This is a genomic window from Mesorhizobium amorphae CCNWGS0123 (assembly GCF_001686985.1).
GTDB classification, from domain to species: Bacteria; Pseudomonadota; Alphaproteobacteria; order Rhizobiales; family Rhizobiaceae; genus Mesorhizobium; species Mesorhizobium amorphae.
In genome coordinates, this window is sequence record NZ_CP015318.1 from 3,477,945 (window position 1) to 3,501,104 (window position 23,160).

General features: G+C 62.5%; 20 protein-coding genes. 11 read left to right on the forward strand and 9 right to left on the reverse strand.

Annotated features, from left to right (window positions below; genetic code table 11):
* Position 1: 1 nt before the first annotated feature.
* Genes A6B35_RS16325 through A6B35_RS16340 form a run of 4 tightly spaced genes read left to right on the forward strand, consistent with a single transcriptional unit; the run spans position 2 to position 4,603 of the window.
* On the forward strand, positions 2 to 394 hold the full coding sequence (locus A6B35_RS16325) for a response regulator transcription factor (RefSeq protein WP_006203148.1): 393 nt from the start codon (positions 2 to 4) through the stop codon (positions 392 to 394).
* Positions 394 to 2,136 carry a YaiO family outer membrane beta-barrel protein gene (locus tag A6B35_RS16330; RefSeq protein WP_065518219.1) on the forward strand — a complete coding sequence of 581 codons (1,743 nt, stop codon included), beginning with the start codon at positions 394 to 396 and terminating at the stop codon, positions 2,134 to 2,136. The genes A6B35_RS16325 and A6B35_RS16330 overlap by 1 nt, the downstream gene beginning before the upstream one ends.
* A gap of 2 nt (positions 2,137 to 2,138) precedes the next feature.
* Positions 2,139 to 3,176, forward strand: coding sequence for a HEAT repeat domain-containing protein (locus A6B35_RS16335; RefSeq protein ID WP_006204305.1), 1,038 nt, complete (start codon positions 2,139 to 2,141; stop codon positions 3,174 to 3,176).
* Positions 3,173 to 4,603, forward strand: coding sequence for a glycosyltransferase family 2 protein (locus A6B35_RS16340; protein ID WP_006204304.1), 1,431 nt, complete (start codon positions 3,173 to 3,175; stop codon positions 4,601 to 4,603). The genes A6B35_RS16335 and A6B35_RS16340 overlap by 4 nt, the downstream gene beginning before the upstream one ends.
* Before the next feature lie 93 nt (positions 4,604 to 4,696).
* On the opposite strand, the gene A6B35_RS16345 is transcribed toward A6B35_RS16340, so the two are convergent.
* The 5 genes from A6B35_RS16345 to A6B35_RS36645 form a co-directional block, all read right to left on the reverse strand.
* Positions 4,697 to 6,049: a phosphatase PAP2 family protein gene (locus A6B35_RS16345; protein WP_006204303.1), complete on the reverse strand. Its 1,353-nt coding sequence runs from the start codon at positions 6,047 to 6,049 to the stop codon at positions 4,697 to 4,699.
* Positions 6,050 to 6,378: 329 nt separating this feature from the next.
* Positions 6,379 to 6,759: an Hpt domain-containing protein gene (locus A6B35_RS34530; protein WP_006204302.1), complete on the reverse strand. Its 381-nt coding sequence runs from the start codon at positions 6,757 to 6,759 to the stop codon at positions 6,379 to 6,381.
* Positions 6,696 to 7,739: a hypothetical protein gene (locus A6B35_RS16355; RefSeq protein ID WP_006204301.1), complete on the reverse strand. Its 1,044-nt coding sequence runs from the start codon at positions 7,737 to 7,739 to the stop codon at positions 6,696 to 6,698. The genes A6B35_RS34530 and A6B35_RS16355 overlap by 64 nt, the downstream gene beginning before the upstream one ends.
* A gap of 24 nt (positions 7,740 to 7,763) precedes the next feature.
* Entirely contained in the window at positions 7,764 to 8,444 is a 681-nt protein-coding gene (locus A6B35_RS36640; RefSeq protein ID WP_244897040.1) for a hypothetical protein, read from the reverse strand.
* A gap of 134 nt (positions 8,445 to 8,578) precedes the next feature.
* On the reverse strand, positions 8,579 to 9,067 hold the full coding sequence (locus tag A6B35_RS36645; protein ID WP_244426002.1) for a ParB N-terminal domain-containing protein: 489 nt from the start codon (positions 9,065 to 9,067) through the stop codon (positions 8,579 to 8,581).
* A 120-nt stretch (positions 9,068 to 9,187) separates the two neighbouring features.
* Here A6B35_RS36645 and A6B35_RS16365 point away from each other — a divergent pair, with 120 nt between their 5' ends.
* The 6 genes from A6B35_RS16365 (at position 9,188) to A6B35_RS16390 (ending at position 16,742) form a co-directional block, all read left to right on the forward strand.
* Positions 9,188 to 10,045, forward strand: coding sequence for a hypothetical protein (locus tag A6B35_RS16365; protein WP_006204300.1), 858 nt, complete (start codon positions 9,188 to 9,190; stop codon positions 10,043 to 10,045).
* 157 nt (positions 10,046 to 10,202) lie between these two features.
* Positions 10,203 to 11,252, forward strand: a complete 1,050-nt coding sequence (locus A6B35_RS16370) for a LacI family DNA-binding transcriptional regulator (protein ID WP_006204299.1) — start codon at positions 10,203 to 10,205, stop codon at positions 11,250 to 11,252.
* A gap of 73 nt (positions 11,253 to 11,325) precedes the next feature.
* A complete protein-coding gene (locus A6B35_RS16375) occupies positions 11,326 to 12,567 on the forward strand; it encodes an ABC transporter substrate-binding protein (RefSeq protein WP_006204298.1) in 1,242 nt (413 codons plus the stop codon).
* Between the two features lie 359 nt (positions 12,568 to 12,926).
* Positions 12,927 to 13,853, forward strand: coding sequence for a carbohydrate ABC transporter permease (locus tag A6B35_RS16380; protein ID WP_006205733.1), 927 nt, complete (start codon positions 12,927 to 12,929; stop codon positions 13,851 to 13,853).
* Complete coding sequence (locus A6B35_RS16385; RefSeq protein WP_006205735.1) at positions 13,853 to 14,710, forward strand: carbohydrate ABC transporter permease; 858 nt, start codon at positions 13,853 to 13,855, stop codon at positions 14,708 to 14,710. Before A6B35_RS16380 ends, A6B35_RS16385 begins: the two co-directional genes overlap by 1 nt.
* 28 nt (positions 14,711 to 14,738) lie before the next feature.
* On the forward strand, positions 14,739 to 16,742 hold the full coding sequence (locus tag A6B35_RS16390) for a glycoside hydrolase family 127 protein (RefSeq protein ID WP_065518220.1): 2,004 nt from the start codon (positions 14,739 to 14,741) through the stop codon (positions 16,740 to 16,742).
* Positions 16,743 to 16,751: 9 nt separating this feature from the next.
* On the opposite strand, the gene A6B35_RS16395 is transcribed toward A6B35_RS16390, so the two are convergent.
* The 4 genes from A6B35_RS16395 to A6B35_RS16410 form a co-directional block, all read right to left on the reverse strand.
* The gene (locus tag A6B35_RS16395; RefSeq protein ID WP_006204034.1) at positions 16,752 to 17,552 is read right to left on the reverse strand and encodes an endonuclease/exonuclease/phosphatase family protein; all 801 of its coding nucleotides are present in this window, start codon (positions 17,550 to 17,552) and stop codon (positions 16,752 to 16,754) included.
* A 37-nt stretch (positions 17,553 to 17,589) separates the two neighbouring features.
* A complete protein-coding gene (locus A6B35_RS16400) occupies positions 17,590 to 19,050 on the reverse strand; it encodes a phospholipase D-like domain-containing protein (RefSeq protein WP_040583325.1) in 1,461 nt (486 codons plus the stop codon).
* A gap of 80 nt (positions 19,051 to 19,130) precedes the next feature.
* Positions 19,131 to 19,922: a DUF1194 domain-containing protein gene (locus A6B35_RS16405; protein WP_006204036.1), complete on the reverse strand. Its 792-nt coding sequence runs from the start codon at positions 19,920 to 19,922 to the stop codon at positions 19,131 to 19,133.
* 54 nt (positions 19,923 to 19,976) lie between these two features.
* Entirely contained in the window at positions 19,977 to 20,969 is a 993-nt protein-coding gene (locus tag A6B35_RS16410; RefSeq protein WP_006204037.1) for a DMT family transporter, read from the reverse strand.
* A 159-nt stretch (positions 20,970 to 21,128) separates the two neighbouring features.
* On the opposite strand from A6B35_RS16410, the gene A6B35_RS16415 reads away from it, so the two are divergent.
* Positions 21,129 to 23,105: a BTAD domain-containing putative transcriptional regulator gene (locus A6B35_RS16415; RefSeq protein ID WP_006204038.1), complete on the forward strand. Its 1,977-nt coding sequence runs from the start codon at positions 21,129 to 21,131 to the stop codon at positions 23,103 to 23,105.
* The last annotated feature ends 55 nt before the right edge of the window (positions 23,106 to 23,160 follow it).

Here is a 23,160-nt window from a genome sequence, read left to right on the forward strand (position 1 = left end):
GGTGAACGGAGCGAAGGCAAGAGTTCTGATTTGCGATGATGATCCCTTGTTGCTCGAACTGATGGAATTCAGGCTCAGGGCGAAGGGATACGAGGTCATCAAGGCGGTAGACGGGGCGGAGGCGCTCTCGAAGGCGGAGCGTGACGCGCCGGACATCATCGTGCTCGACGCGATGATGCCCAAGGCCGACGGCTTGGAAGTGCTTGCCCGCATCAAGGGCGATCCGGCTTTGTCCGAAACCCCGGTCGTCATGCTGACCGCCCGCAAGGGCGAAAAAGACATCGTCTCAGCCCTTGAGAAGGGAGCGGACGACTACCTTGTGAAGCCCTTCATTCCCGAGGAACTGCTCGCCCGGCTAGCGCGTCTGCTCGCGCGGAAGAGCGGGAGACGCTGATGCGGCGCGGCCGGCGCGCCATCATTGCCGCATGCGTATTCCTGGCGGTTGCCGCGGCGCCTGCCGCGGCGCCGGCCCAGACGGTCGACGAACTATACGCTTCCGGCGTCAAGGCCAGGCAAGCCCAGAATTTCGACGAGGCGGCGGATCTGCTTCGGCGTGCGCTGGCGCTCAAGCCCGACAATGCCGACGCCCTGGTGCAACTCGGCTTCGCCGAGCTTGGCCGCAACGATCTGCCGGCGGCGCGCGAGGCCTTTTCCAAGGCGCTTTCACTGGCGCCGGCCTATCTCGATGCCAGCTTCGGCATGGCCCAGATCGAATTCCGCTCCGGCAATCTCGACGCCGCGCTGTCGCTCGCCGAAAAGGTCTCGCGTGCCGAACCCGGCAATGCCGACGCGACCACGCTTGTCGCCAACATCCGCAAGGCCCAGCAGGCCGGCAGCAAGGCGAAGCCTGCAGCCGCGACCGCAGGGAAGCCGCGCCCTCCGCGGCCGGATCCCGTTGCCGGCCTGATGGAGGAGAGCCGGAGATTGCGGGCGTCAGGAGAGTTGCCCGAGGCGGAGAAGGCCTATCGCCGCGCGCTCCGGGCGGCGCCAAAAAACACCGACATCCTCGTCGCCCTTGGCCTTGTCGCGGGCTCCCAGCAGAAATTCGACGAGGCCGGGCATTTCTTCGACCAGGCGCTGGCCATCAGGCCCGGCCTTCTCGACGCTCGTCTCGGCAAGGTCCGCCTGGCGATCTGGCAGGGCGACGTGCCGGGCGCCCGCGCGATGATCGACGACGTGCTCGGCACCGCGCCGGAAAATGTCGAGGCGCTCGGTCTCGACGCACGGATTTCCCTGCTCGAGCAGGATTACGCGCGGGCCGAGCAGTCGTTTCAGCGGGTGCTGGTGATCGATCCGCGCAATGCCGAGGCGCTGGTGGGGATCGGCGATGTGCGCCGGGCGCGTGGCGACGACGCAGCCGCGCGCGACGCCTACCGGCAGGCGCTTGCCCTCGAACCCGGCTCGCGAGACATCGAGCAGAGGCTGGCCGCGCCGCCGCCGCGCAAATGGCGGCTCGATCTCGGCAGCGAAGTGAGCGATCTCACCGACGGGCTTGGCGACTGGACCGACAGCTCGGCCGGACTTGCCTATCGGCTCACCCCGCAGACGACCATTTCGGGCCGCACCCGGGTGGCGACCCGCTTCGGCCACACCGACGTCCAGGTCGAAGGCCGCATCGACCAGGCTTTCTCGCCCACGGTTTCAGCCTATGCGCTGGCGGCGGCGACGCCGGATGCCGATTTCCTGGCGCGCTACTCGATCGGCGCCGGCGCTTCGTGGCAGATCGTGGCGCCCGCCAAGGCATTCGGCCCGTTCTCGCTCAACATCGACACCCGCTACGACGATTTCGCCAACGCCGACATCACCACGATCTCGCCCTGGGTGCAGGCCTATGTCCTGGATGGCCGGCTGGGGCTTTCGGCCCGCTGGGTGCACGCGGCCGACGATATCGGCACGCAAGCGGATGGCTATGTGCTGCGGGCCGATCTGGCGGTGACACAGCGCTTCAATGTGTTCGGCGGCTATGCCGATGCCCCCGAAATCTCCGACGGCACGCTGGTGCCGACGCGCACCGTCTTTGGCGGCGTCTCCTGGGACGTCACCGATCCGCTGACACTGCGCGCCAGCCTCGCCCATGAGCAACGCCCGACCTTCGACCGAACCATATTCGGGCTCGGCCTGACCACGCGGTTCTGATCATGTGGCTCGTCTGGGACATGTCCATCCTGCTCAGCGCCCTTTCCCTGGTGATCATGCTGCTGTTGATCGCGCGTCGGGTGCTGCAGGAGCGCCGCGGCTCGGCGGCGGCCGACCAGCGGCGCTCTCTTCTGACGGCGCTGATCGCCTTCACCGAAAACCGGGATCGCGAGGCACTGAAGGCGGTGCTGCTCTCGGTGCCGGCGAGCGTGGCGATCGATGCCGGCTTCGAGTTCATTTCCCTGTTGCGCGGCGAGGAGCACGACGAGCTCGTTTCAGCCTTCAACGAATGCGGCCTGCCGGCCCTGGTCGGCAAGCAGCTGGAGCGCGGCAACGGCGCCGAACGCATCCACGCTGCCGAGATGCTGGCGGCGCTGCGTTCGGAAAACGCCGTGGCAAGCCTGCTTTCGGCCCTCGACCGCGACCGCTCGCGCGAGGTCAGGATCGCCGCCGCCATCGCGCTCTGCGATGTCGGCGCCTTGCCACCGCTCGTCATAACGCTGCGCAAGATCGGCATTGCGGGGCAGCGCTCACGGCGCCTGATCGAGCTCTTCAGGCGCTTTCCGCCAAGGCGGTTCGACGAGCTTGAGGATCACGCCGGCCGTCAGGACGCGGTGCCTTTCACACGGGCGGCCGCGATCGACGCGCTGGCTCGCAGCGGCGGGTTCCGGTTTGCCGATTTCTTCGCCCGCGCCGTCGGCGATCCCTCGGCCGAAGTTGCCGCCGCCGCACTTCGGGCGCTCGGCCTGACGGGGCATGCCGACGCACCGGCCATTCTGGTCAAGGCGATGGCAAATGACGACTGGGACGTGCGTGCCGAGGCCGCCAACGCCGCCGGCCGCCTCGGCCTGTCCGAACTCGCCGCGCCGCTCGCGCAACTGATGGACGACGAGGCATGGACCGTGCGCTATGCCGCCGCCAACGCGCTGCGTTCGTTCGGCCGGGCGGGGGAACGCGTCCTACAGGAGATCGCCGCGAGCGAGGTTTCGCGCAGCCAGCGCACCGCTTCGCTCATTCTTGCCGAGGGGCCCGCCATATGATGGTCGCAGACTGGAGCCACGGGGTCGTGCTGGCCGCCTCCATCCTGTCCTGGTTCATCATCGGGGCAGGGCTGGCGCAGACGGCGGTTTACCTGCTGCAGCTCATCGTCGCCGCCTACGCGCTTTCCAGGCGCCCGCCGGTCGCGCGTTCAGCGCTGCTGTGGCATCGCTATGGCGACGTCGCGCCGCCGATCGCGCTGCTGGTGCCCGCCTACAATGAGGAAGTGAACGTGGTCGAGAGCGTCCATTCGATGCTGGCGCTCGAATATCCGAATTTCGAGGTGATCGTCATCAACGACGGCTCGAAGGACCAGACGCTGCAACGCCTTATCGAAGGCTTCAAGCTGGTGAAATTCCACCGGCCCTATGAGGAGGCGGTGACGCACAAGCCGATCCGCGGCCTCTATTCCTCGCCGATGACCGAGCGGCTGTTCGTGATCGACAAGGAGAATGGCGGCAAGGCCGATGCCCAGAATGCCGGCATCAATGTCTGCCGCGCGCCGCTCTTCTGCGTCATCGACGGCGACTCCATCCTCGAGCCCGATGCGTTGATGCGCGCTGCCCAGCCTTTCATCGACGATCCCGAGCGCACCATCGCCGTCGGCGGCACGATCCGCATCGCCAACGGATCGAGGATCGAAGCGGGCAGGGTGCGCGAGATCCACCTGCCCACCCGATTGGTTGCGTTGTTCCAGGTGGTTGAGTATCTGCGCGCCTTCCTGATGGCGCGGCTGGCCTGGAGCCGCATCAACACTCTGATGCTGGTGTCCGGCGCCTTCGGCCTGTTCCGCCGCGCCGAAGTCGTGGCGGTTGGCGGCTTCACCAAGGGATCGATGGGCGAGGACATGGACCTGGTGATCAAGCTGCACCGCTACATGCGCGATACGAAGCGCAAATACAGCATCCAGTTCGTCCCGGAGCCGGTGTGCTGGACCGAGGCGCCGGAGACGCTCAGCGTGCTGGGCAGGCAGCGCACGCGCTGGCAGCGCGGCGCGCTCGAATGCTTCTTCCGCTACCGCTCGATGCTGTTCAACCCGCGCTATGGCCGCGTCGGCTTCCTAGGCTTCGGCCACATATTGGTCGTCGATGTGCTGGGGCCGGTGGCGGAGGTGCTGGGCTATGTGCTGATCCCGGCCTTCTGGCTGCTCGGCATCCTGTCGGCCGAGTACCTGCTGGCGTTCACCTCGCTCATCTTCACCTATGGCGTCTGTGTCAGCGTCTGCTCGCTGGTCCTCGAAGAGGCCGAGCTGCAGCGTTTTCCACGCGCCAGGGACCTCGCCGTGCTCACCGCTGTCGCCGTGATCGAGAATTTCGGCTACCGCCAGCTCAACAATTTCTGGCGCGTGAAGGGCTGGTGGCAATTTCTGCGCGGCGACCAGGGCTGGGGCGAGATGACCAGGACCGGCCTCGGCGGCGCGAAGAAGTGAACAGGGGCGGCCGGGGCGCGGCCGCCTCCGTCATTGCAGCGTGCGCTCGATCTCCGCGATCAGCGCATCGAGCGCGGCGCCCCGTAATGGCACCTAGTCTGCGCCGTCCTTTCTCGCCCGCTCGATGAATTTTGCCGCGACCGCTTTGCCGAGCGCGGCACCGGCCTCGTTGTCCATCTGGTAGTGGATGCCGGCCCACACGCGCGAATCGCCGGCCTCCTTGCCAACCTTGCGGATGAATTCCGCATGGCTGGGAAACAGGTAGGCCAGGACCTCGCATCGGGCAGTCGAAAGAGTGGAGTGGTTGGACGGATAACTGGGGTGGCCCGGCACCGCAAACAGGGGCGTGATGCCCTTATCGAGCATGTGGGGGCGCAGGTACCAATAGGTGTACTTCCCGTCATTGCTTGCAATGAGAGCGTCGTAGTAGACCGTTGCGAGCATCGCGTAGGCCCGCGCGGCACGCGGCGGGTTCGAGTCCGTCTTGTCCTCGAACATCCACTTGCTGGCATAGTCATACCAGTCGGTGAACAGGCCGGATGGGCTCTGCCAATAAAACGCCTTGTAGCTGTTGGGGAATTTTCGCTCGAACTGCCGGACTGCATCCGCCTCCGCCTTCACGGCCGGGGACTGGCAGTCGGGTGGGGCCGGCGGCCTGAATTCGTCGGCTGCTGCGAGCACGATCGGCTTCCAGTTCGGCAGGGTTGCGTTGACGGGCTTTTCTCCGACCCACTTGCATGGCCCCGTCGGGACCGTGCCTGTCCAGACTGCGTCGGAGCCATCGGCCTTTGCCCGCGCAATCACCTGGTCGGCCACCCGCTGCCCCAATTCGAGGCCGGCGGAAGCATCGCTCGGGAATTGCAGACCGGCCTGGACACGGGACTGTGCCGCTTCTTCGGCCATTGCCTTGAACGACGACGCCTCGTCCGGAAAGAAATAGGACAGAACGGTCGCGGCGGCGCCGGCGGCTGCGGCATGCTCCGATGGGTAGGAGGGACTCCGCGGCGTAGGCAGCACAACCGGCAGTGACGCATCCGCCTCGCTCGGGCGCGGGCGATTGTAGAAGTACTTCGACTCCCACGCGGCGATGGTGGCGTCGTGGATCGCCATCGTCAAATAAGTGTAGACGCGGTGTGTGTTGGGTATCGGCTGGCCTTCGAGAAGGCGCTCGTTGACCAGGTCGATCCATCGATAGCCGGGCGAGCCGGCATCCCAGAACGTGATCTTCGCGGCGACCTGCGCATCGTTCTTTGCGATGATATCCCGGAGCTGCGCAAGCTCGGCGGTGGAACTATCCGGCGGGGGCGGGACCCGCAAGTCCTTGCCCGACGTGATCACCCACGTCTGCCAGGTTCCAGCCTTTGGCTCTATCAGATCCGATTGGGCGAAAGCGCAGTTCATGGACAAAAGGATCACTGCGCAAGCCTTGCATAAGGCACTGAGCATGTTTGGCCTCCCTTGTTGGCCCCCCAAAGACGTCACCGTTCTGGTTTTACAGCTGCTCCGTCCTGATTTAGCGATCGCTTATTGTAACGCCGGACACCGCCGGACAAAAGGATCAATCAGGCGAATAGGGCAGTGTTGTTGGTGACCGCTTTCTGACTTAAGCCCGATTGCCGCTGTGACATGAAAATCCCGCGCAAGGTCGATGGATTGACCCCCGGCTTCTGCCGCGGGGCAACGTCAGCTTCCCGGCATGAGCTTGCGTAAAGCGACACCGTTCCAGTCGAAGAATGAGGTTCGCTGGGTCGCGGGTGCGCGCACCGCCCGTCGCATCATTTCAGGGCGCGCTCGATCTCCGCGATAAGCGCATCGAGCGCGGCGCCAATGGCGCTGGCATCCTCCTGATCGACCAGCAGCGTCTCCAGCGCCGACGCCCGCGCGCTGATCTCCGGAAAGCCGAACGTCCCGGCCGCACCCGCCAGCGAGTGGGCGAGCCGGATCAGCGGATCGTTGCCGGGCAGGGGAGCGCCCTCACGCGCGGCCTTCAGCTCCGCGAGCTGATCGGCGCACCGGGCAAGGAAACGCTGGCGGAGAGGGGCGAAGGGATCGGTGGAGATGGGGAGTGCTCCGTGGCCGGATGGTGGGATATTTAATAGCGGATCATCTCGAAGTGCGCACCTTTGTCGGCCGCTTGCAGCGCCTTGCTTGCGCACAAGTCGACATACCGTTGATCCATAACCCATCCAACGAGCACACCATTCTGCAACTGAACTTTGTCTGAGGGTGGTCGATGAGGAGGCTGGAAACGAGCAAATTCGACAAATGATCCGTTCTTTTTCATCACAAAAACATCGACTGTCCACTCGGGATGAACTTCCTCATGCTCGGGAACCTCCGAAGCCTTACCGATGGGTGAGCGGACGATGTAGGTCTTTTCATCTGGGTTGAACCAACTCAGGTGAAGATCCTGCCCATAATATCGCAAGAAAAACGATCGGCCGGAATTGTGGTAGATACTTTTCTCATCAATCATCCATGCTCTAAACATGAGATTGTCGACTTTTCGAAACCCATCTCGGTCAGCGTAAGCGATCTCAAATCCGCCACCCCACGAATCGTGGAGACCTGTTCCGATCTTCAACTGCAACATCATTGCTCGCGCCGCGAAACGGAGCATGATTGCTCGCGCAACTAGACCATCCGCCCGCTCCTGGTTTGGCAGAAGTTCAGGATGGGCCTGCAAATATTCAAAGAAGTCAGAAGCGCCGCTGCCAAGCAGATAGATTCGCTTGTCCCCCAGCTCGAACCCGCGTGTACGAACGCCTATAGGGTGGATTGCATCGGCCATTATCAAGAGCGCTACCAACTCGGTGTTTGCGGCACACGTGTCGAGGATTTCTAGAATCACAGTTGGATTGCGCAAATCACATGCATCAAGTGGCAGTGCACTATCTAGGTCGCGGACCATCCGATCCACTTCTTTGCGCTCACCAGCCCAGGCCAGCATAAGATATGGCCGGACTATTATGAGTTTTTGAGCGAGGCCAGCGGCGTGGTCCTCTCCGATGCCAGGATAAACCCCTTCCTCGCTGCGGGTGGGTAGGTCAATGGCGGAAGGAATACGCCATGAGACTAGCAAGTCGCCGATAAATGCGGGCAGCCCTCCCACACTTAACCCTGCAACGAGAGTCATCGCTCAGTCGCTCCTAAAAGGACTTTAAGCTGTCAAACAGAGCACTATGAAAGAGGAAAGGGTACCCCACAACATCTTCAGATGCTCCGGCGATACATTGAAGTTTGGTGAGTGGACGTAGCGATTCAGAGTGTCCATCGAGATAAGATTGTCAGCCCGCTGCAATTTATTGATAACACCAAGATATTTCTTATCGATCTTTGTCTTGGTGTACAAATCCGAGGCGACTTTCGCTGCCTTTCGGGAAAGATTATCATTTTCGTTCACGGTCGTGAGCGGAGCCTCTTTGACATAGTTGTCGACAGACAGCTCAAGTAGGACGCGTAGCAGTACTGAGATAGCGTTCGGATGATCCGAAAGCCGTAGCTTAAATTGCAGTTCTTCCCAGATTTCACGATGCCGCTGGAGATGTGCCGACCACGTTATCCCGTAGTCCACATTAGGAATCAGATGCGGCCAAGCCGCAGCCTTGGGCGGCGTCGGCTTCTGTGACGAGGGGTAAGTTGGTGTCGACGCTGAAGATGGAGTCGCCTTCGCCTTTGGCGCTACGGTTGGGAGGATGCCCTCACGGTCGAGGTCGTCTATATATGCAAGTTTAGCTTCGGTGTCCCAAATGTCATCAAGAGTAATCTTTCGTGTAGCTAGGTCGTTGGCGACGCGTTCCAAAGCTCTAAGCGTTGCTTGCTCTTCACGAATGAACTCCAATTTCCCCTTGCGAACTGAGATTCCGAGCCGATTTCGCAACGATTCTGCCGAAAGTAGGCGGTTCATATTAGATCGTGGTATCTTCCTGCTGGGCAGCATTTTTGCGGAATCCAATCGGGCCTCAATCTCGTCTGCTACATGAGCCCATTGCCTTTTCCCGTTCGGATAACAAAGTTGTTTTTCATCCGATCGTTCCAGTTGCTTTGTCCAATGCCGCCTTGAACGCCTGTGTGGCGACGAAAAAGGATGTCATCAACGCGGTCGCGATCGGTCTCGACTCTGCATTCAATCTTGTCGGGAAATTTTCCTCTCCATTGCTTGCGCAACTCCGCAAAGAACTGCTGCAATTCCACGGTTGGCGCGCGACGCGGCGCGGACAACAGTTTTAGGCAAGTGGTGCGCCGATTTCCGTCTGCCACAATGAATTTGTCACCGTCAGGAAAGACGAGTGGCGGCTCGAAGATCTCGCCCTTAGCGACGAGGTCTTTTGCCAAATTGCGCATATGCTGTTCTTGCGACGCGAAAGGTTGTGCGATAGCAGCGGTTTCGTTTTCGAGCTCACCATGCCGATCATTCGCACGATTCACGAGTAGCGCACTGAGTGCGATCTTTCGAATAGCCATTGGCCCCTCCGCCATTCGTTTGACAGGTTCCCTGTGATACTTGCAAACCTATCATATGCTATGAGCCCTCAAAGGAATCGACAATGCTATAAGCAGCGAGCAACGCACCCGATAGAGCCTATGATTGTTGACGAGGAATTCAGCAAGCCGAAGCGGGTTCGTTCAAGACCGCTCGTTCGACATATTTTGAAGTCGGACCATCACCCGTTTATCGGTCGCGTCTACGACCTTGGCATTGTCGGCATGAACTTCGACAGCTGGGATGAGGTGAACAAGCATCCCGACTGCAAATATGCCCTTGAAGCGAACGAGTACCTGCATAGCTTGGCGTCACGCGTTGAGTCACTCAACTTAGTTGGCGATCTGTTGTGGCCAGAACCGCTTCCGGCCAATTTCCACGACTTTCCGGTTTCTCGCTATGAATGGCTTACGATCGCGCTCGACGTATTTCTTGTGCGTTATGTCTCGGTCGTCGACTGCGCGGCGCTCCTTACGAATCAAGTCTTCCAAAGCGACGTTAAGGCGAGAAATTGCACAAGCGAGGCCTTACGCAAGAAAGGCGTCCGCTCCGAAGTGATCAAAATCCTGGACGAAATGCTAGTTGATCAAGGGCGGCTTAGGGTTGAACGAAATTTTCGCGTTCATCAAGGCGTAGAGCGCGAGTTCACGCAAGACGGTACAACGTTTCGGATAGCGGCTCTGTTAGAGCATCGGCACGGAAGCGCAAAAGGCGAGGATCAGTTTGGTCGACGCATCAACATTGCGCGGTTCTTCAAAGAGGCTCTTGTAGAACTGCAACGTGATTTCAACCAGGCGACGCGACGTCTCGTTCGTTTGCTGGATAGTCTCTATGATGAACTGTGGGAGGAGTTTGAGCGCCGCTTCGGGCCGCTCATTCGAGCTGCCACTCATGGGCTCAATGCGGGGGCAAGAAGGAGTCACGAAACGGCAATTGGAGAAACTCCCTCCGAAGTGTGAACGAAGCCCTGACCCCTTGCCAACCTCCCCACCTTCGCCTAATCTCCTCTGAGAAAACCTTTTCCCAAATCGCCACGCGCCCGCCGACCTCACCAGTCAGCACCTCGCAGGGCGATAAGAGAAAACCTTTTCCCAACTAAGGGATTTGCCTCGACAAATGTCCTCCGACGCCTCGCCAGCGCCCGCCAAGACCCCGGTCACCCTCCGCGAGGTGGCCGCGTCGGCCGGCGTCAGCGTCGCCACGGCGTCGAAGGCGCTGAACGGGCAGGGGCGGATGACGGCGGAGACGCGCGAGCGCATTCGCGAGACGGCGCAGCGGCTGGGCTTTCGCCCGAACAGCCTGGCGCAGAGCCTGTTGCGGCGGCGCTCCTTCACCGTCGGGCTGCTCACCAACGATACCTATGGCCGCTTCTCGCTGCCGCTGATGTCGGGCGTTTCCGATGCGCTGGTCGATGCCGGCGTCTCGGTGTTCCTGTGCAATGTCGAGGACGACATGCGGCTCGCGCAGCTGCATGTCGAGGCCATGCTCGACAAGCGCGTCGACGGCATCATCGCCACCGGCAAGCGCATCGACCGCCATCTGCCGGTCGATCTCGCCAATCTGCGCATTCCGGTGATCTATGCCTTCACCCAGCCCGATCCCGACGCCGTCGGCTTCGAATCCGACGATGCCGGCGGCGCGCGGCTGGCGGTCGAGCATTTCTGCCGGCTTGGGCGCAAGCGCATCGCGCATGTCACCGGTCCGGCGAGCTTCGCCGTGGTGCATGAGCGCGCCCGGGCCTATCGCGAGGTGCTGGCCGAGCACGGCCTGCCGGTTGCCGAGCCGCTGTTGGGCGCCTGGTCGGAGGCCTGGGGGCATGAGGCGGTCGGCAAACTGTTTGATCGCAGAGCGGGCAGGGCAGAAGCGCCCGATGCCGTCTTCTGCGGCAACGACCAGATCGCGCGCGGCGTCATCGATGCGCTGCGCGAGCGCGGCATCGGCGTGCCCGACGATGTCGGCGTCATCGGCTTCGACAATTGGGAGATCGTGGCCGAGGCGACGCGGCCGCCGCTGACCTCGGTCGACATGAACCTTTCAGCCCTTGGCCGCGAGGCCGGGCTCGCTCTGCTTTCGCTCGTCGGCGGCCAGGCGGCCGCGCCGGGCATCAGGAAACTGCCGTGCCGGCTGGTGGTGCGTCAGTCATGCGGCCGTCCACCGGATGGTTGAGACAGGCCGCTGCTTGCCCCGTGAACGGGCAAGCGCGGCCGAACAGGGAGGAGAACCTATGAGGAGGAAAGCCATGAAGACCATGATTGCCGGGCTCGCTCTTGCCGCGAGCATCTTTGCTCTGCCTGCTTTTGCCGCCGACACCGCCAACATCTGGGTGCGCGCCGACGGCTCGAACTTCATGCCGCGCATCGTCGATGCCTTCAACAAGGCGCATGAGAACCAGATCAAGCTCGACATCATCCCCAATGCCGAGATCATCCCGAAATATGGCGCGGCCGCCGCCGGCGGCACCGCGCCCGACGCGCTGTCGCTCGATCTGATCTACACGCCGGCCTTTTCCGCCGCCGGCCAGCTCGAGGACATCACCGACTGGGCGAAGTCGCTGCCCTATTTCGCCAGCCTGTCGCCGGCGCATGTCAAGACCGGCACCTACAAGGGCCGCATCTACGGCCTGCCGTTCTCGGCAGACTCGTCGGTGCTGATCTGGAACAAGAAGCTGTTCAAGCAGGCCGGGCTCGATCCCGAGAAGGGCCCGACCAACTGGGCCGAGATCGAAGCCGACGCCGAAAAGGTCAACGCGCTCGGCGGCGACATCAAGGGCTTCTACTTCTCCGGCAATTGCGGCGGCTGCAACATCTTCACCTTCACGCCGCTGATCTGGGCCTCGGGCGGCGACATCCTCTCCGAGGACGGCTCCAAGGCGACGCTGGACAGCCCGCAGCTGCGCGGCGCCATCGACCTCTACCGCTCGATGGTCAAGAAGGATCTGGTGCCGGCCGGCGCGCAGACCGACACCGGCTCCAACTTCTTTGCCGCCTTTGCCGCCGGCAATATCGGCATCACGCCGTCCGGCGCCTTCGCCATCGGCGCTTTGAACACGCAGTACCCGAATGTCGATTATGGCGTCACCTTCCTGCCGGGCAAGGATGGCGGCTGGTCGTCCTTCGCCGGCGGTGACAATTTCGTCGTCACCAAGGGCACCAAGAAGCTCGCCGTGGTGAAGGAGTTCCTCGACTTCGCCTATTCGCTCGAGGGCCAGACCATCCTGGCCAAATACGGCAGCCTGCCGGTGCGCGGCGACATCGCCAAGGAGGCGCTGAAGGATCTCGACCCGCGCTACCAGATCGCCGCCGAGGCGATGGCCAAGGGCCGCACGCCCTATACGGTGGTGTTCAACGATCTGATCAACTCCGCCAACGGCCCGTGGACGCAGATGGTCAACGAGGTCTTCTTCGGCGACGATGTCGACGGCGCGATTTCGAACGCGCAGGAGACCATGCAGTCGATCATCGACCAGGCGCCGCAGAAATAGGGACTGGCTGGACGGCAGGGTGGCGCAACGCCCTGCCGTTCAAGGTCCTGACCCGGCCGCCCGCCCCGTCTCCCTGGCCGGGCGGCCGGGCACCGCATCGCAAACGACAGGATTGTCGCGTTGAGGAAACACTCACCCATCCGGATTGTAACGGAAAGTTTGGGGCGCCGGCAGGTTCGCTCCCCCTTCTCCCCTTGTGGGAGAAGGTGGCCTCGCGAAGCGAGGTCGGATGAGGGGTGCTCCAGCTTGGCGACAAGTTCGAAATCGCCGCCGCCTCACTCCGTCCAACACCCCTCATCCGTCTCGGCGCTGCGCGCCGATCCACCTTCTCCCACAAGGGGAGAAGGGAAGGGCCACCCATGACCACCATCACCGCAACCTCGGCCCCAGCCCGCCCCAGGAAACTGGTCGGCGCCGGGCGTCGGCAGTGGGTCGGCCTGCTCTATGTCGCGCCGGCGGTGGCGCTGGTCACGGTCTTCTTCATCATCCCGCTCGGCATGACGGCGTGGATGTCGCTGCACAACTGGCCGCTGATGGGCGAGCACTCCTTCATCGGCCTCGCCAATTACTGGGCGATCCTGCGCGACACCCGGTTCTGGAACGCGCTGCGCTTCACCGGCTGGTATACGCTGGTGGTGACGATCGCGATCTTCGCCGTCGCCTTTCCGCTGGCGCTGTTCATCGAACGCCCGCGGCGGCTCACCGGTTTCTACCGCACGTCCTTCTTCATGCCGGCGGTCATCGGCTTCGCGTCGGCGAGCCTGCTCTGGTCGTGGCTGCTCAACGTCGATTCCGGCCTGTTCAGCCCGGCCGCCTTCGACCTCGGCCTGACCGAGAAGAAAGTGAATCTGCTGGCCACCTTCCAGCCGGCCTTCTGGTCGATCATCGCCATGGTCGTGTGGAAGGTGGCGGGCTTCACCATGATCATCCTGATGACCGGCCTGCAGTCGATCCCGTCCGAATTGCAGGAGGCGGCGATGATCGACGGGGCAGGGCCGTTCGCCCGCTTCCGGGCGATTACCTTGCCGCTGATGCGCCGCACGCTGGCGCTGGCGTTGATCCTGTCGGTCGCCGGCTCGATCCTCGCCTTCGACCAGTTCTACATCATCCTGCGCGGCGGTCCGCGCAACCAGACGCTGACCGCCGTCTACTGGATCTTCAACCAGTCCTTCGTCTCGTTCAAGCTGGGTTATGGCGCGGCACTGTCGATGATCCTGCTCGCCATCCTGGTCGCGCTCTCGACGATCCAGCTCTGGCTGCTGCGCAAACCCGAGGGGGTCGACTGATGGCGCAGGCAAGGAGCCGCAGCAGCCGCCTGCGCCTCGGCATCGCCGAGCACGCCACCGGCATGATCGCCTCGGTGCTGTTCCTGGCGCCGATCGTCTGGACCGTGCTGTCAGCCTTCAAGCCCTCGCAGGAGGCGCGCCTGCCGCCGCTGCCGCCCTGGCCGACCACCGGCTTCTCGGTCGAGAATTACGGCACGCTCAACACCTTCGGCGACGGGCTGTGGCTGCCGGCGCAAAACAGCATCTACGTCTCGGTGATGACGGTGGTGTTTTCCGTCATCGTCAGCGTGCTCGCCGGCTACGGTTTCTCGCGCTTCCGCTTCCCGTTCAAGGATCTGCTGTTCGTCGTCATCCTGTCGACGATCATGATCCCGTTCCAGTCGATCCTGACGCCGATCTTCCTGGTGCTGACCAAGATCGGCCTGCACAACACGCTGACCGGGCTGGTCTGCGTCTATGTCACGCTGCAATTGCCGTTCTCGATCTTCATGATGCGCAACGCCTTCGACGCGGTGCCGCGCGAGATCGAGGAAGCCGCCCGCATGGACGGCGCCAACAACGTCACCATGCTGATCAGGGTGATGCTGCCGCTGGTCTGGCCGGGCATCGTCACCATCGCGCTGTTCGCCTTCCTCGGCGCCTGGAACGAATTCCTCGCCGCCCTGGTGCTGATGACCGACCAGTCGAAGTTCACGCTGCCGATCATGATGACCGCACTCCAGTCCGGCCGCTTCGGCGCCATCGACTGGGGCGCGGTGCAGGCGGGCGTCACCGTGATGATGGTGCCGTGCCTGATCCTCTTCCTCCTGCTGCAGCGCTTCTACATCCGCGGCCTGATGGCAGGGGCCGTGAAATGACCAATCGCATTCGAACGGAGTTGAATTGATGACTGCAACGCAATCCGCCAAACAACCCGCCGGCAAGACCGTCGCCTCGGGCAAGCCGATGCTCGCCTTCCGCCCGCTGCCGGTGCCGCAGGTCGATGTGCGCGGCTTCTGGGGCGACCGCGTCGATGCTGTCGCCTCGCGCACCGCCGACATCCTCTACGAGCGCTGCGTCGCGGCCCGCATGCTGGAGCAGATCGACCCCGACCGGCCATCGCCGGGCGTCGTCATCCCGTTCCACTCGCCGTCGCCCGACGAAGTCTCCCTTACCGGCAACGAGTTTACCGGCTCGACGGTGACCACCCAGATGTTCTGGGATTCCGACTGGGGCAAGACGATCGAGACCGCGGCCTATTCGCTCTACCGCCGCCGCAACGATGCGCTTGAGGCCAAGATCGACGCCGTCATCGACATGTACGGCAAACTCCAGCAGCCCGACGGCTATCTGTCGAGCTGGTACCAGCGCATCCAGCCCGGCCTGCGCTGGACCAATCTGCGCGACTGCCACGAGCTTTATTGCGCCGGCCATCTGATCGAGGGCGCCGTCGCCTATTACCAGGCCACGGGCAAGCGCAAGCTGCTCGACATCATGTGCCGCTATGTCGACCATATCGCCGACACTTTCGGTCCCGAGCCCGGCAAGAAGAAGGGCTATTGCGGCCATGAGGAGATCGAGCTGGCGCTGGTCAAGCTTTCGCGGGTCACCGGCCAGCAAAAGTACATGGCCCTGGCAAAGTACTTCATCGACCAGCGTGGACAGCAGCCGCATTATTTCGACGAGGAAGCGCGCGCCCGCGGCGCCGACCCGAAGGCCTATCATTTCAAGACATACGAATACAATCAGTCGCACAGACCGGTGCGCGAGCAGGACAAGGTCGTCGGCCATGCGGTGCGGGCGATGTACCTGTTTTCCGGCATGGCCGACATCGCCACCGAATATGGCGACGACACGCTCAGGGTGGCGCTCGACCGCCTGTGGGACGATTTGACGACCAAGAACCTCTACATCACCGGCGGCATCGGGCCGTCGGCGCACAATGAGGGCTTTACCGCCGACTACGACCTGCCCAACGAAACCGCCTATGCCGAGACCTGCGCCTCGGTCGGGCTGGTGTTCTGGGCGAGCCGCATGCTCGGCATGGGGCCGAACGCGCGCTATGCCGACATGATGGAGCGGGCGCTCTACAACGGCTCGATCTCCGGCCTGTCGCTCGACGGTTCGCTGTTCTTCTATGAAAACCCGCTGGAAAGCCGCGGCAATCACAACCGTTGGAAATGGCACCGCTGCCCATGCTGCCCGCCCAATATCGGCCGCATGGTCGCGTCGATCGGCAGCTATTTCTACGGCCTGTCGGACGACGCACTGGCCGTCCATCTCTATGGCGACTCGACCGCGCGTTTCGAGATCAAGGGACGGCAGGTCGAGCTCGTCCAGACCAGCAACTATCCCTGGGATGGCGCCGTCTCGATCCGCGTCGAGCCGCAGGCCCCGGTCGAGTTCACCTTGCACCTGCGCGTGCCGTCCTGGTGCCGCAAGGCGGCGCTCAAGGTCAACGGCGCCGCAGTCGATCTGGGGAGCGTAACCAACGACGGCTATGCCGCGATCCAGCGCGAATGGCAGCGCGGCGACCGGGTCGAACTCGAGCTCGACATGTCGATCGCCCGGCTCTTCGCCAACCCCGAAGTGCGCCAGGACATCGGCCGCGTCGCACTGGCGCGCGGTCCACTGATCTACTGCGTCGAGGCGACCGACAATGCCGGCCAGTTGCACCGCATCACCTTGCCGCGTAGCGCAGGGATCGAGGCACATGCCGAGCCGAACCTTCTCGGCGGCGTCGTCACGCTCTCTGCTGTTGGCACGAAGGAAACGGCGGAAAAATGGGACGGCGGCCTCTACCGCACCGATCCGCCGGCCGTGGAGGAGACCAGGCTTACGGCGGTTCCCTATTTCGCCTGGGACAATCGCGAACCGGGCGAGATGCTGGTTTGGCTGCGGGACGGGTGAGGCGCCGCTTTAGAGGTGCACGAAAGCCGTAAGCGGCAGATGATCGGAAGCGACCCGCGAAAGCGGTGTGTCATGGGCTTCCACCGACGAGACCATCCCGTGCCGGTTGGCCATGATCCGGTCGAGCGCCAAGAGCGGCAGGCTCGACGGAAAGGTGGGAACCGCCGGCGGCGACGGCCCGAAAGTCGTATGCAGCGTGTTCAGCGCGGAGCGGTTGCCGAGCCGCCATTCGTTGAGGTCGCCGAGCAGCAGCGTCGGCTTTTCGTCCGGGCTGTTCATGATATCGAGCACGACGCGCGCCTGTTCGGAGCGTGAGCGGCGCAGCAGGCCGAGATGCGCGGCGATGACCCGCAGCGTCCGGTTCTCGTCCATGTCGATTTCGGCTACCAGTGCGCCGCGCGGCTCGAGCCCCGGCAGCTTGATCTGGTGGACATCGCGAACGGTGCCGCGCTTGAACAAAAGTACATTGCCGTGCCAGCCGTGCCCCTTGCCGTTTCCGGACACCGGCACGGGCACAAGGCCGGTCTCCATTTCGAGACGCCCAAGATCGAGAAGCCCGGCGCGGTCGCCGAAACGGTTGTCGGCCTCCTGCAGCGCCATGACGTCAGGGCCGATTTCCCGGATGACGCGGACAATTCGTTCCGGGTCGAATTTTCTGTCGACGCCAACGCATTTGTGGACGTTGTAGGATGCGACCAGCGCACTGGCGCCGTCCACAGGCGCGCGCGGCTCGGTCCTCGTCGTCCGCGATTTTCGGCGGCGAATGGACAGGAGCATGTTCTCGGGAAGGCTGCGGCCGGTTCTCTTCATCGTGTCTGCTGCTCGTCTTCCCCAGATATAGGTCCGGCTAGAGATAAGGCGATCCCAACCACAGCACCCGGTCGAACAGGCGAACGATGAATGGCCGGGCTTTCAAGGCTTCGAGCGTCACTTGTGTCGCGGATTGAATTGCCGATCCGATACGCGCGTCGATCTCGGCGGCAAAGCCTGTATCCAGAACCTCCATGTCGATCTCGAAGTTCAGCCTGAGCGACCGGGCGTCGAGGTTGGAGGAACCTATATAGGCCCACACCCCATCGACCGACAGCAACTTCGAATGATCGAACGCCCCCGCGTGGCGCCACACGCGGCAATAGTGCTTCAGCACCTGGTCGAACTGCGCCGTCATCGCGCGGTCGACGAGGAAGAGGTTGTTCACCGCCGGCACGACGATGTCGATCTCGACGCCGCGCCGGGCCGCCGTGGTCAGCGCGCTGATCAATTCCCGGTCCGGCAGGAAATAGGGCGACATGATGCGGATCGATTTGCGGGCGACGGAAAATGCACCCATCAGCAATTTGTGGTTCGTCTCGATACTGGCATCCGGCCCCGACGCCACTGCCCGCACCAGCATCGGCTGATCGGGAGGCGGCAAGGGCTTTTCCACCTGCCAGGCATCGCCCTTCAGCGCCTCGTTGCCGGCAAAACGCCAATCCTCGGCCGCAACCGAAAAGAGGTCGGCCACGACCGGTCCGGTGACCTGGAAATGCGTATCCCCAGCGCTGGTGGAACCCGCGAATTCGGCTGAGAATCCCTTGCGGATGTTCATGCCTCCCGTGAATGCCACCATGCCGTCGACGACCAGGATCTTCCTGTGCGTTCTCAAATTGGCATAGGGAAGTCGCAGGCCCATGACGATGTTGCCGTTGAAGAGATCGACAGTGACGTTTGCCTCGCGCAGGAGCTTCAGGATACTGGGGACCGAGTAACGAACCCCGACGGCATCGATCAGCACGCGAACGCTGACGCCCCTGCGGACCGCTCCGGCCAGCGAGTCGACGAAAAGCCGTCCGACATCGTCATTGTCGAAGATGTAGGTCTCGAGAAGGATGCTGCGTTGCGCATCGTCGATCGCCCGGCACATCACGGCATAGGCTTCGTCACCGGTCCTCAAGATCGTGATTGTGTTTCCCGAAGTCAGGGCGCGCCGCGCCACCCTGTCGCCCAATGTCTTCAGTCCGGCGAAACGCTGGCCGTAGCGCTCGAAGATCAGCTCTTCACTGGCGATGTCGCGCTCGCGCTTTGCAGTTGCCGTCTCACCGGCGGTCGGCCGCTGCGCGCTGATCGTTGCACGACGGATACGGTTTATGCCGGCTACGGTGTAGATGATTGCGCCGAGGAATGGCGACAGCAGCATCACGCCCACCCAGCCGGTGGCCGCGCGCACGTCTTCCTTTGTCATGATGGCATGAGCGATGCCGACGGCCGCCATCGCCACCGAAATGATCAAGATAAGCTGAGGCCAGTGACTCGCTATGGTCTGCAACATCGGCAGGACTATTGAGCGAGCGGCCTCAGAAGGCAATGCAGCGGATCAAATCCGGCCGCCGGACCGATGAGGGAATAGACCTAGTCTTGCATATGCGGAACCACGGGTGTGATGAGTCCCCATCCACTTTTGGCGGCAGGGGGTACGTTCATGCTTACTTCCGTCACCAGCTTCCGGCGAAGGGCCGTGATGTAGTCGTTTGGCCCCGTCGGCGACATGACGAAGGCTTGGGAGCCGCCAATGATCGATCGGGCAAAGTAGGATGCCAGCGGTTGCTCCGGGTTCTCGCCTTCCGTTGGAATGGCGATTGCATTGATCGTGTATCCCTTGGTGATGGCGTTCATCCTGCTCGGCTGAACCGGAAGCCCGTCGTTGTTCTCGCCGTTGGAAGAGATGTCGATCACTTTCTTCATCGCGTTTCCAGGAAACTGATCGAGCAGGAGACTTCCGACGTCGATGGCCGAGGAAACCGATGTTCCGCCTCGGCCCCTGCGGATATAGCCGGTATCGCCCTTCTTGTTGATCTCCGCCGCCGCTGCCTTGGCCTCCTCGACCCCGCAGATCCTTGTCCACGGCAGCACAATGCGCGTGTGCCCGGGGCTCGACCATTCAAAATAGGCCACCCCGATGCAGCCAATATAATTTCGGGTGATGGCGGCAATGATCTCGGGCGAAGTAAGTGCCGCGGCATGTCCCTCGCGCTGCAGGTCGGCAAGCTTCGGGTCAATCGAGGACGAGAAATCGACGGCGAATGCGATTGCCACATCGACATTGGCGGCATGTGCCGGCAGCCCCCCAAACATCGACGCCGCAAGCAGCGTTGCCAGTCTCAGGAATGAGGGACCGGCTTCCTCGGACACACGATCGAACATGGTACTCTCCATTTCAACAACGGGCTGTCTTTCGAGATGGTCAATGCGCGGCAATCAAGACGAGCGCCGCGAGGAAGGGTCTCGGTAAGGAGCATGGCGTGCCTCCTCTTGACCGGGATTGGCGGCGGCGAAGGCTGGCACCGGAGCGTCGAATGGTTGAATCGGATCGGTCTGCAGGGGCGCACGTGGCTGCGGCGTTCGGTTCGACATTGCGACCGACAGGATCGCACCGAGAATGATCGCGCCCCCCAATGCGCCTGCTGGCGAGGTCTGCTCCCCGAGGAAGATCGCCGCGCCTAGCGCGCCGAAGACGCTTTCGGCACTGACGATCACGGCGGCATGGCTGGCCGAGGTGTAGCGCAGGGCGACAATCTGTATGCCGAAAGCAAATGTGGTGGAGAATATGCCGAGGACCGCCAGTTCCGGGCCGGCTGCAAATGCAGCGGCCATCGACAAATTGCCGTGCATTGCCCCGAGCGGCAGGGCGAAGGCGGCGGCGCCGAGGAATTGTGTCGCCGCGGCGGTGAATGGCCGCCCGTGGGTCTGCATATGCCGGCCAAGTTCGACCGTCCAGAGCGCATAGCAGGCAGCCGACAGGATAGCAGTGAGATCGCCAGAGCTGAAACCAGCGATCCCGCCGGACAAGAGCAGGGCACCGACTACGGTCAACCCGGCGGCGAATGTCAGACTGGCTGTCGGACGTTCGCCGATAAGCAACCACGCAGCCAGCGGCGTCATCACCGTTGCCGTGCTTATCAGAAAGCTTGCATTCGTGACGGTGGCGCCGAGATAGCAAAGCTGCTGAAGCATGATGGAGATGGCAAACAGCGCCCCCACTCTGGCCAGGCTGGCAAGATGGCCCGCCCCGACCGGCAGTCGCCTTTCAGTCAGGACAAAGGGCAGCACAAGCAGCCCGCCGATCAGGCAGCGCAGACCAACGGCACTCAGCGCATCGAGGTGGTCGAGCACCGTCTTTTGCGCGACATTTCCGAAGCCCCACAAGGCGGCGGCAAACAGGAGCAGCAAATTGGCTCTAAGCTTTGACATCCGCCGCCCTCGGGCCAAAGCCTGCCGCAGGCTCAGTCGCCCCTAATTCAGCGAAGTCTAATCGACCGGCCGTCACGAGAGCGCTTGAGGCGCGGCTCTACTGTTTGCGAAGCGTTAGTTTTGAGTTAGAATTTCGTCACGAGGGAAGCTGTTAAGCAAATGCAAGATGCGGATGGCGTCACTGCAAGTAAAATCTCGCTTTTCGGCGGTTTCCGGATTGAAAAGGAGGCTGTCGGCCCACTCTGGCTGACCGGGAAGCGAGGCCCCGCGATCATTGCCTATCTGGCCCGCTGTCCGGGTATGTCGACGACAAGGGAAAGGCTTGCTGACCTGCTATGGGGCGATAGCGATAGCGAGCACTCACGCAACAGCCTGCGGCAAACCCTCAGCGTCCTGCGCCGGGATCTGTCACGAGCGGGGGTGGATCTCATTCATTCCCGCAAGGAGTTGATCGGCCTCAGGCCGGATGCGGTTCGCGTCGACGTCGGGGAGTTCGAAGCCGGCCTCTCAGCCCGTTCCTCGCAGGAGCTCGAAACGGTTCTGGCACTTTACACCGGACCTTTTCTCGATGGCCTTTATCTGGGGAACAGTGCTTTCGATGACTGGGCCGCATCGGAACGCGAAAGGCTGCTGAACCGCGCACTTGAGTCGTTCGAAAAGCTTGCTCGTGTCGTGGACGCTGAAACGGGGCTCGTCCTGGCTGATCGAATTCTGGCCATGGAGCCGACGCGGGAGGAAGCCTATCGGCTGAAGATGGAACTGCTGGTCGCGTGCGGCCAACGCGACAAGGCGTCGCGAACATTCGAGGCTTGCAGGAGCATCCTGAAAAAGGAGTTTGGTGTCAACGTCAGCCCCGAGACGCGGGCACTTTGGCAGTCTCTCTCTGCTGCCGACGCATCATCAGGCCAGCAATCGGTCAATGGTGCTCCGGCCGTTCAGCACATCGGGCGTCCGTCGATCAGCGTCGCCGACTTCGTCAATCTGACCGGAGAGCGAGGCGACGATTTCTTCGCCAAGGGCCTCGTTCATGACATCACCACGGCGCTTTCGGAGGTGGCCAGCTACATCGTCATCTCAGGGCTATCGCCGCTCGAGAAGAGTGGCGAGGAATCCAGGGCGTCGGCTGCCCCAAGGGCCCGTTACATGCTCAGCGGCAGTGTCCAGAGATCCGGGGACGAACTGAGGGTGAACGTCCAACTTGCCGACGCTGCCGGTGGTCACAATGTCTGGGCCCAAAAATTCGACGGTCACTTCGAGAATGCCCTCGCGTTCCAGGACAGGATCGCTCAATCGGTTGTGTTGGCCGTGATCCTCGAACTTCAACTGACCAACTGGAAAGTGCGCGACAAGAGCCCGCCCGGCCCGCCCGAAGTGCGCAGGTTGGTGAACGAAGCGCTCATGAAGTATTTCGAGATGACTCGAGACTCACTCCTGGCCGGGATAGAGCTCGCCGAGAAGGCACTTTCGCTTAGCCCCGACAATGCCCGTGCCAAGCGGACGCTCTCGATCTTGATCTCCATGGGCGTGGCTTTTGGCGCGTTGTCTCGGGAGCAGGGTCAAATCGAGCATGCGCTGGCACTTGCGGAAGATGCGGTGAGGGCGGTGCCGGACGACGAGATTGCCCGGTGCATCCTGTCTTTTGCTCTCGAAAGCGCCGGCCGTATCGACGAGGCGATCGCCGAATGCCGGCATGCGATCAGTCTCAACCCAAGCTATCCCAGCGGCCACGGTGATATTTCGATGCTCTTCGCCTTGCGCGGTCAGCTTAGCGAAGCCGTGCGCGAGGCCAACGAGGCGATCCGGCTCGGAACGCATGACGTCATCGACTTCTGGCGTCACCACGGCCTGGTTGTCGCGCTGTTTGCCGCTGGTGACGATCGGCGGGCGCTCGAAGTAGCCCGCAAGGTGGTCAGGACCAAACCGGGCTTCGTTCGCGGCGCCCTTTACTGGGCCGCGACTGCTTCGGCGACCGGAAACAATGAAGAAGCCTCACGCGCCATCCATCATTGCCTGTCACAGCTTCCACATCTCAATCTGGGCAATGTCTGCCCTGGCTTTTTGCCGCGCTATATGAAGGACCATCATCACTCCCGGCTGCTTGAAATGCTGTCGAGAGCAGGTCTTCCGAGTTCCTAAATCCTCCAAGTGCAGCTGGTCGTGCCGACGCGCATTGGCTCGAATGAATTGAGCC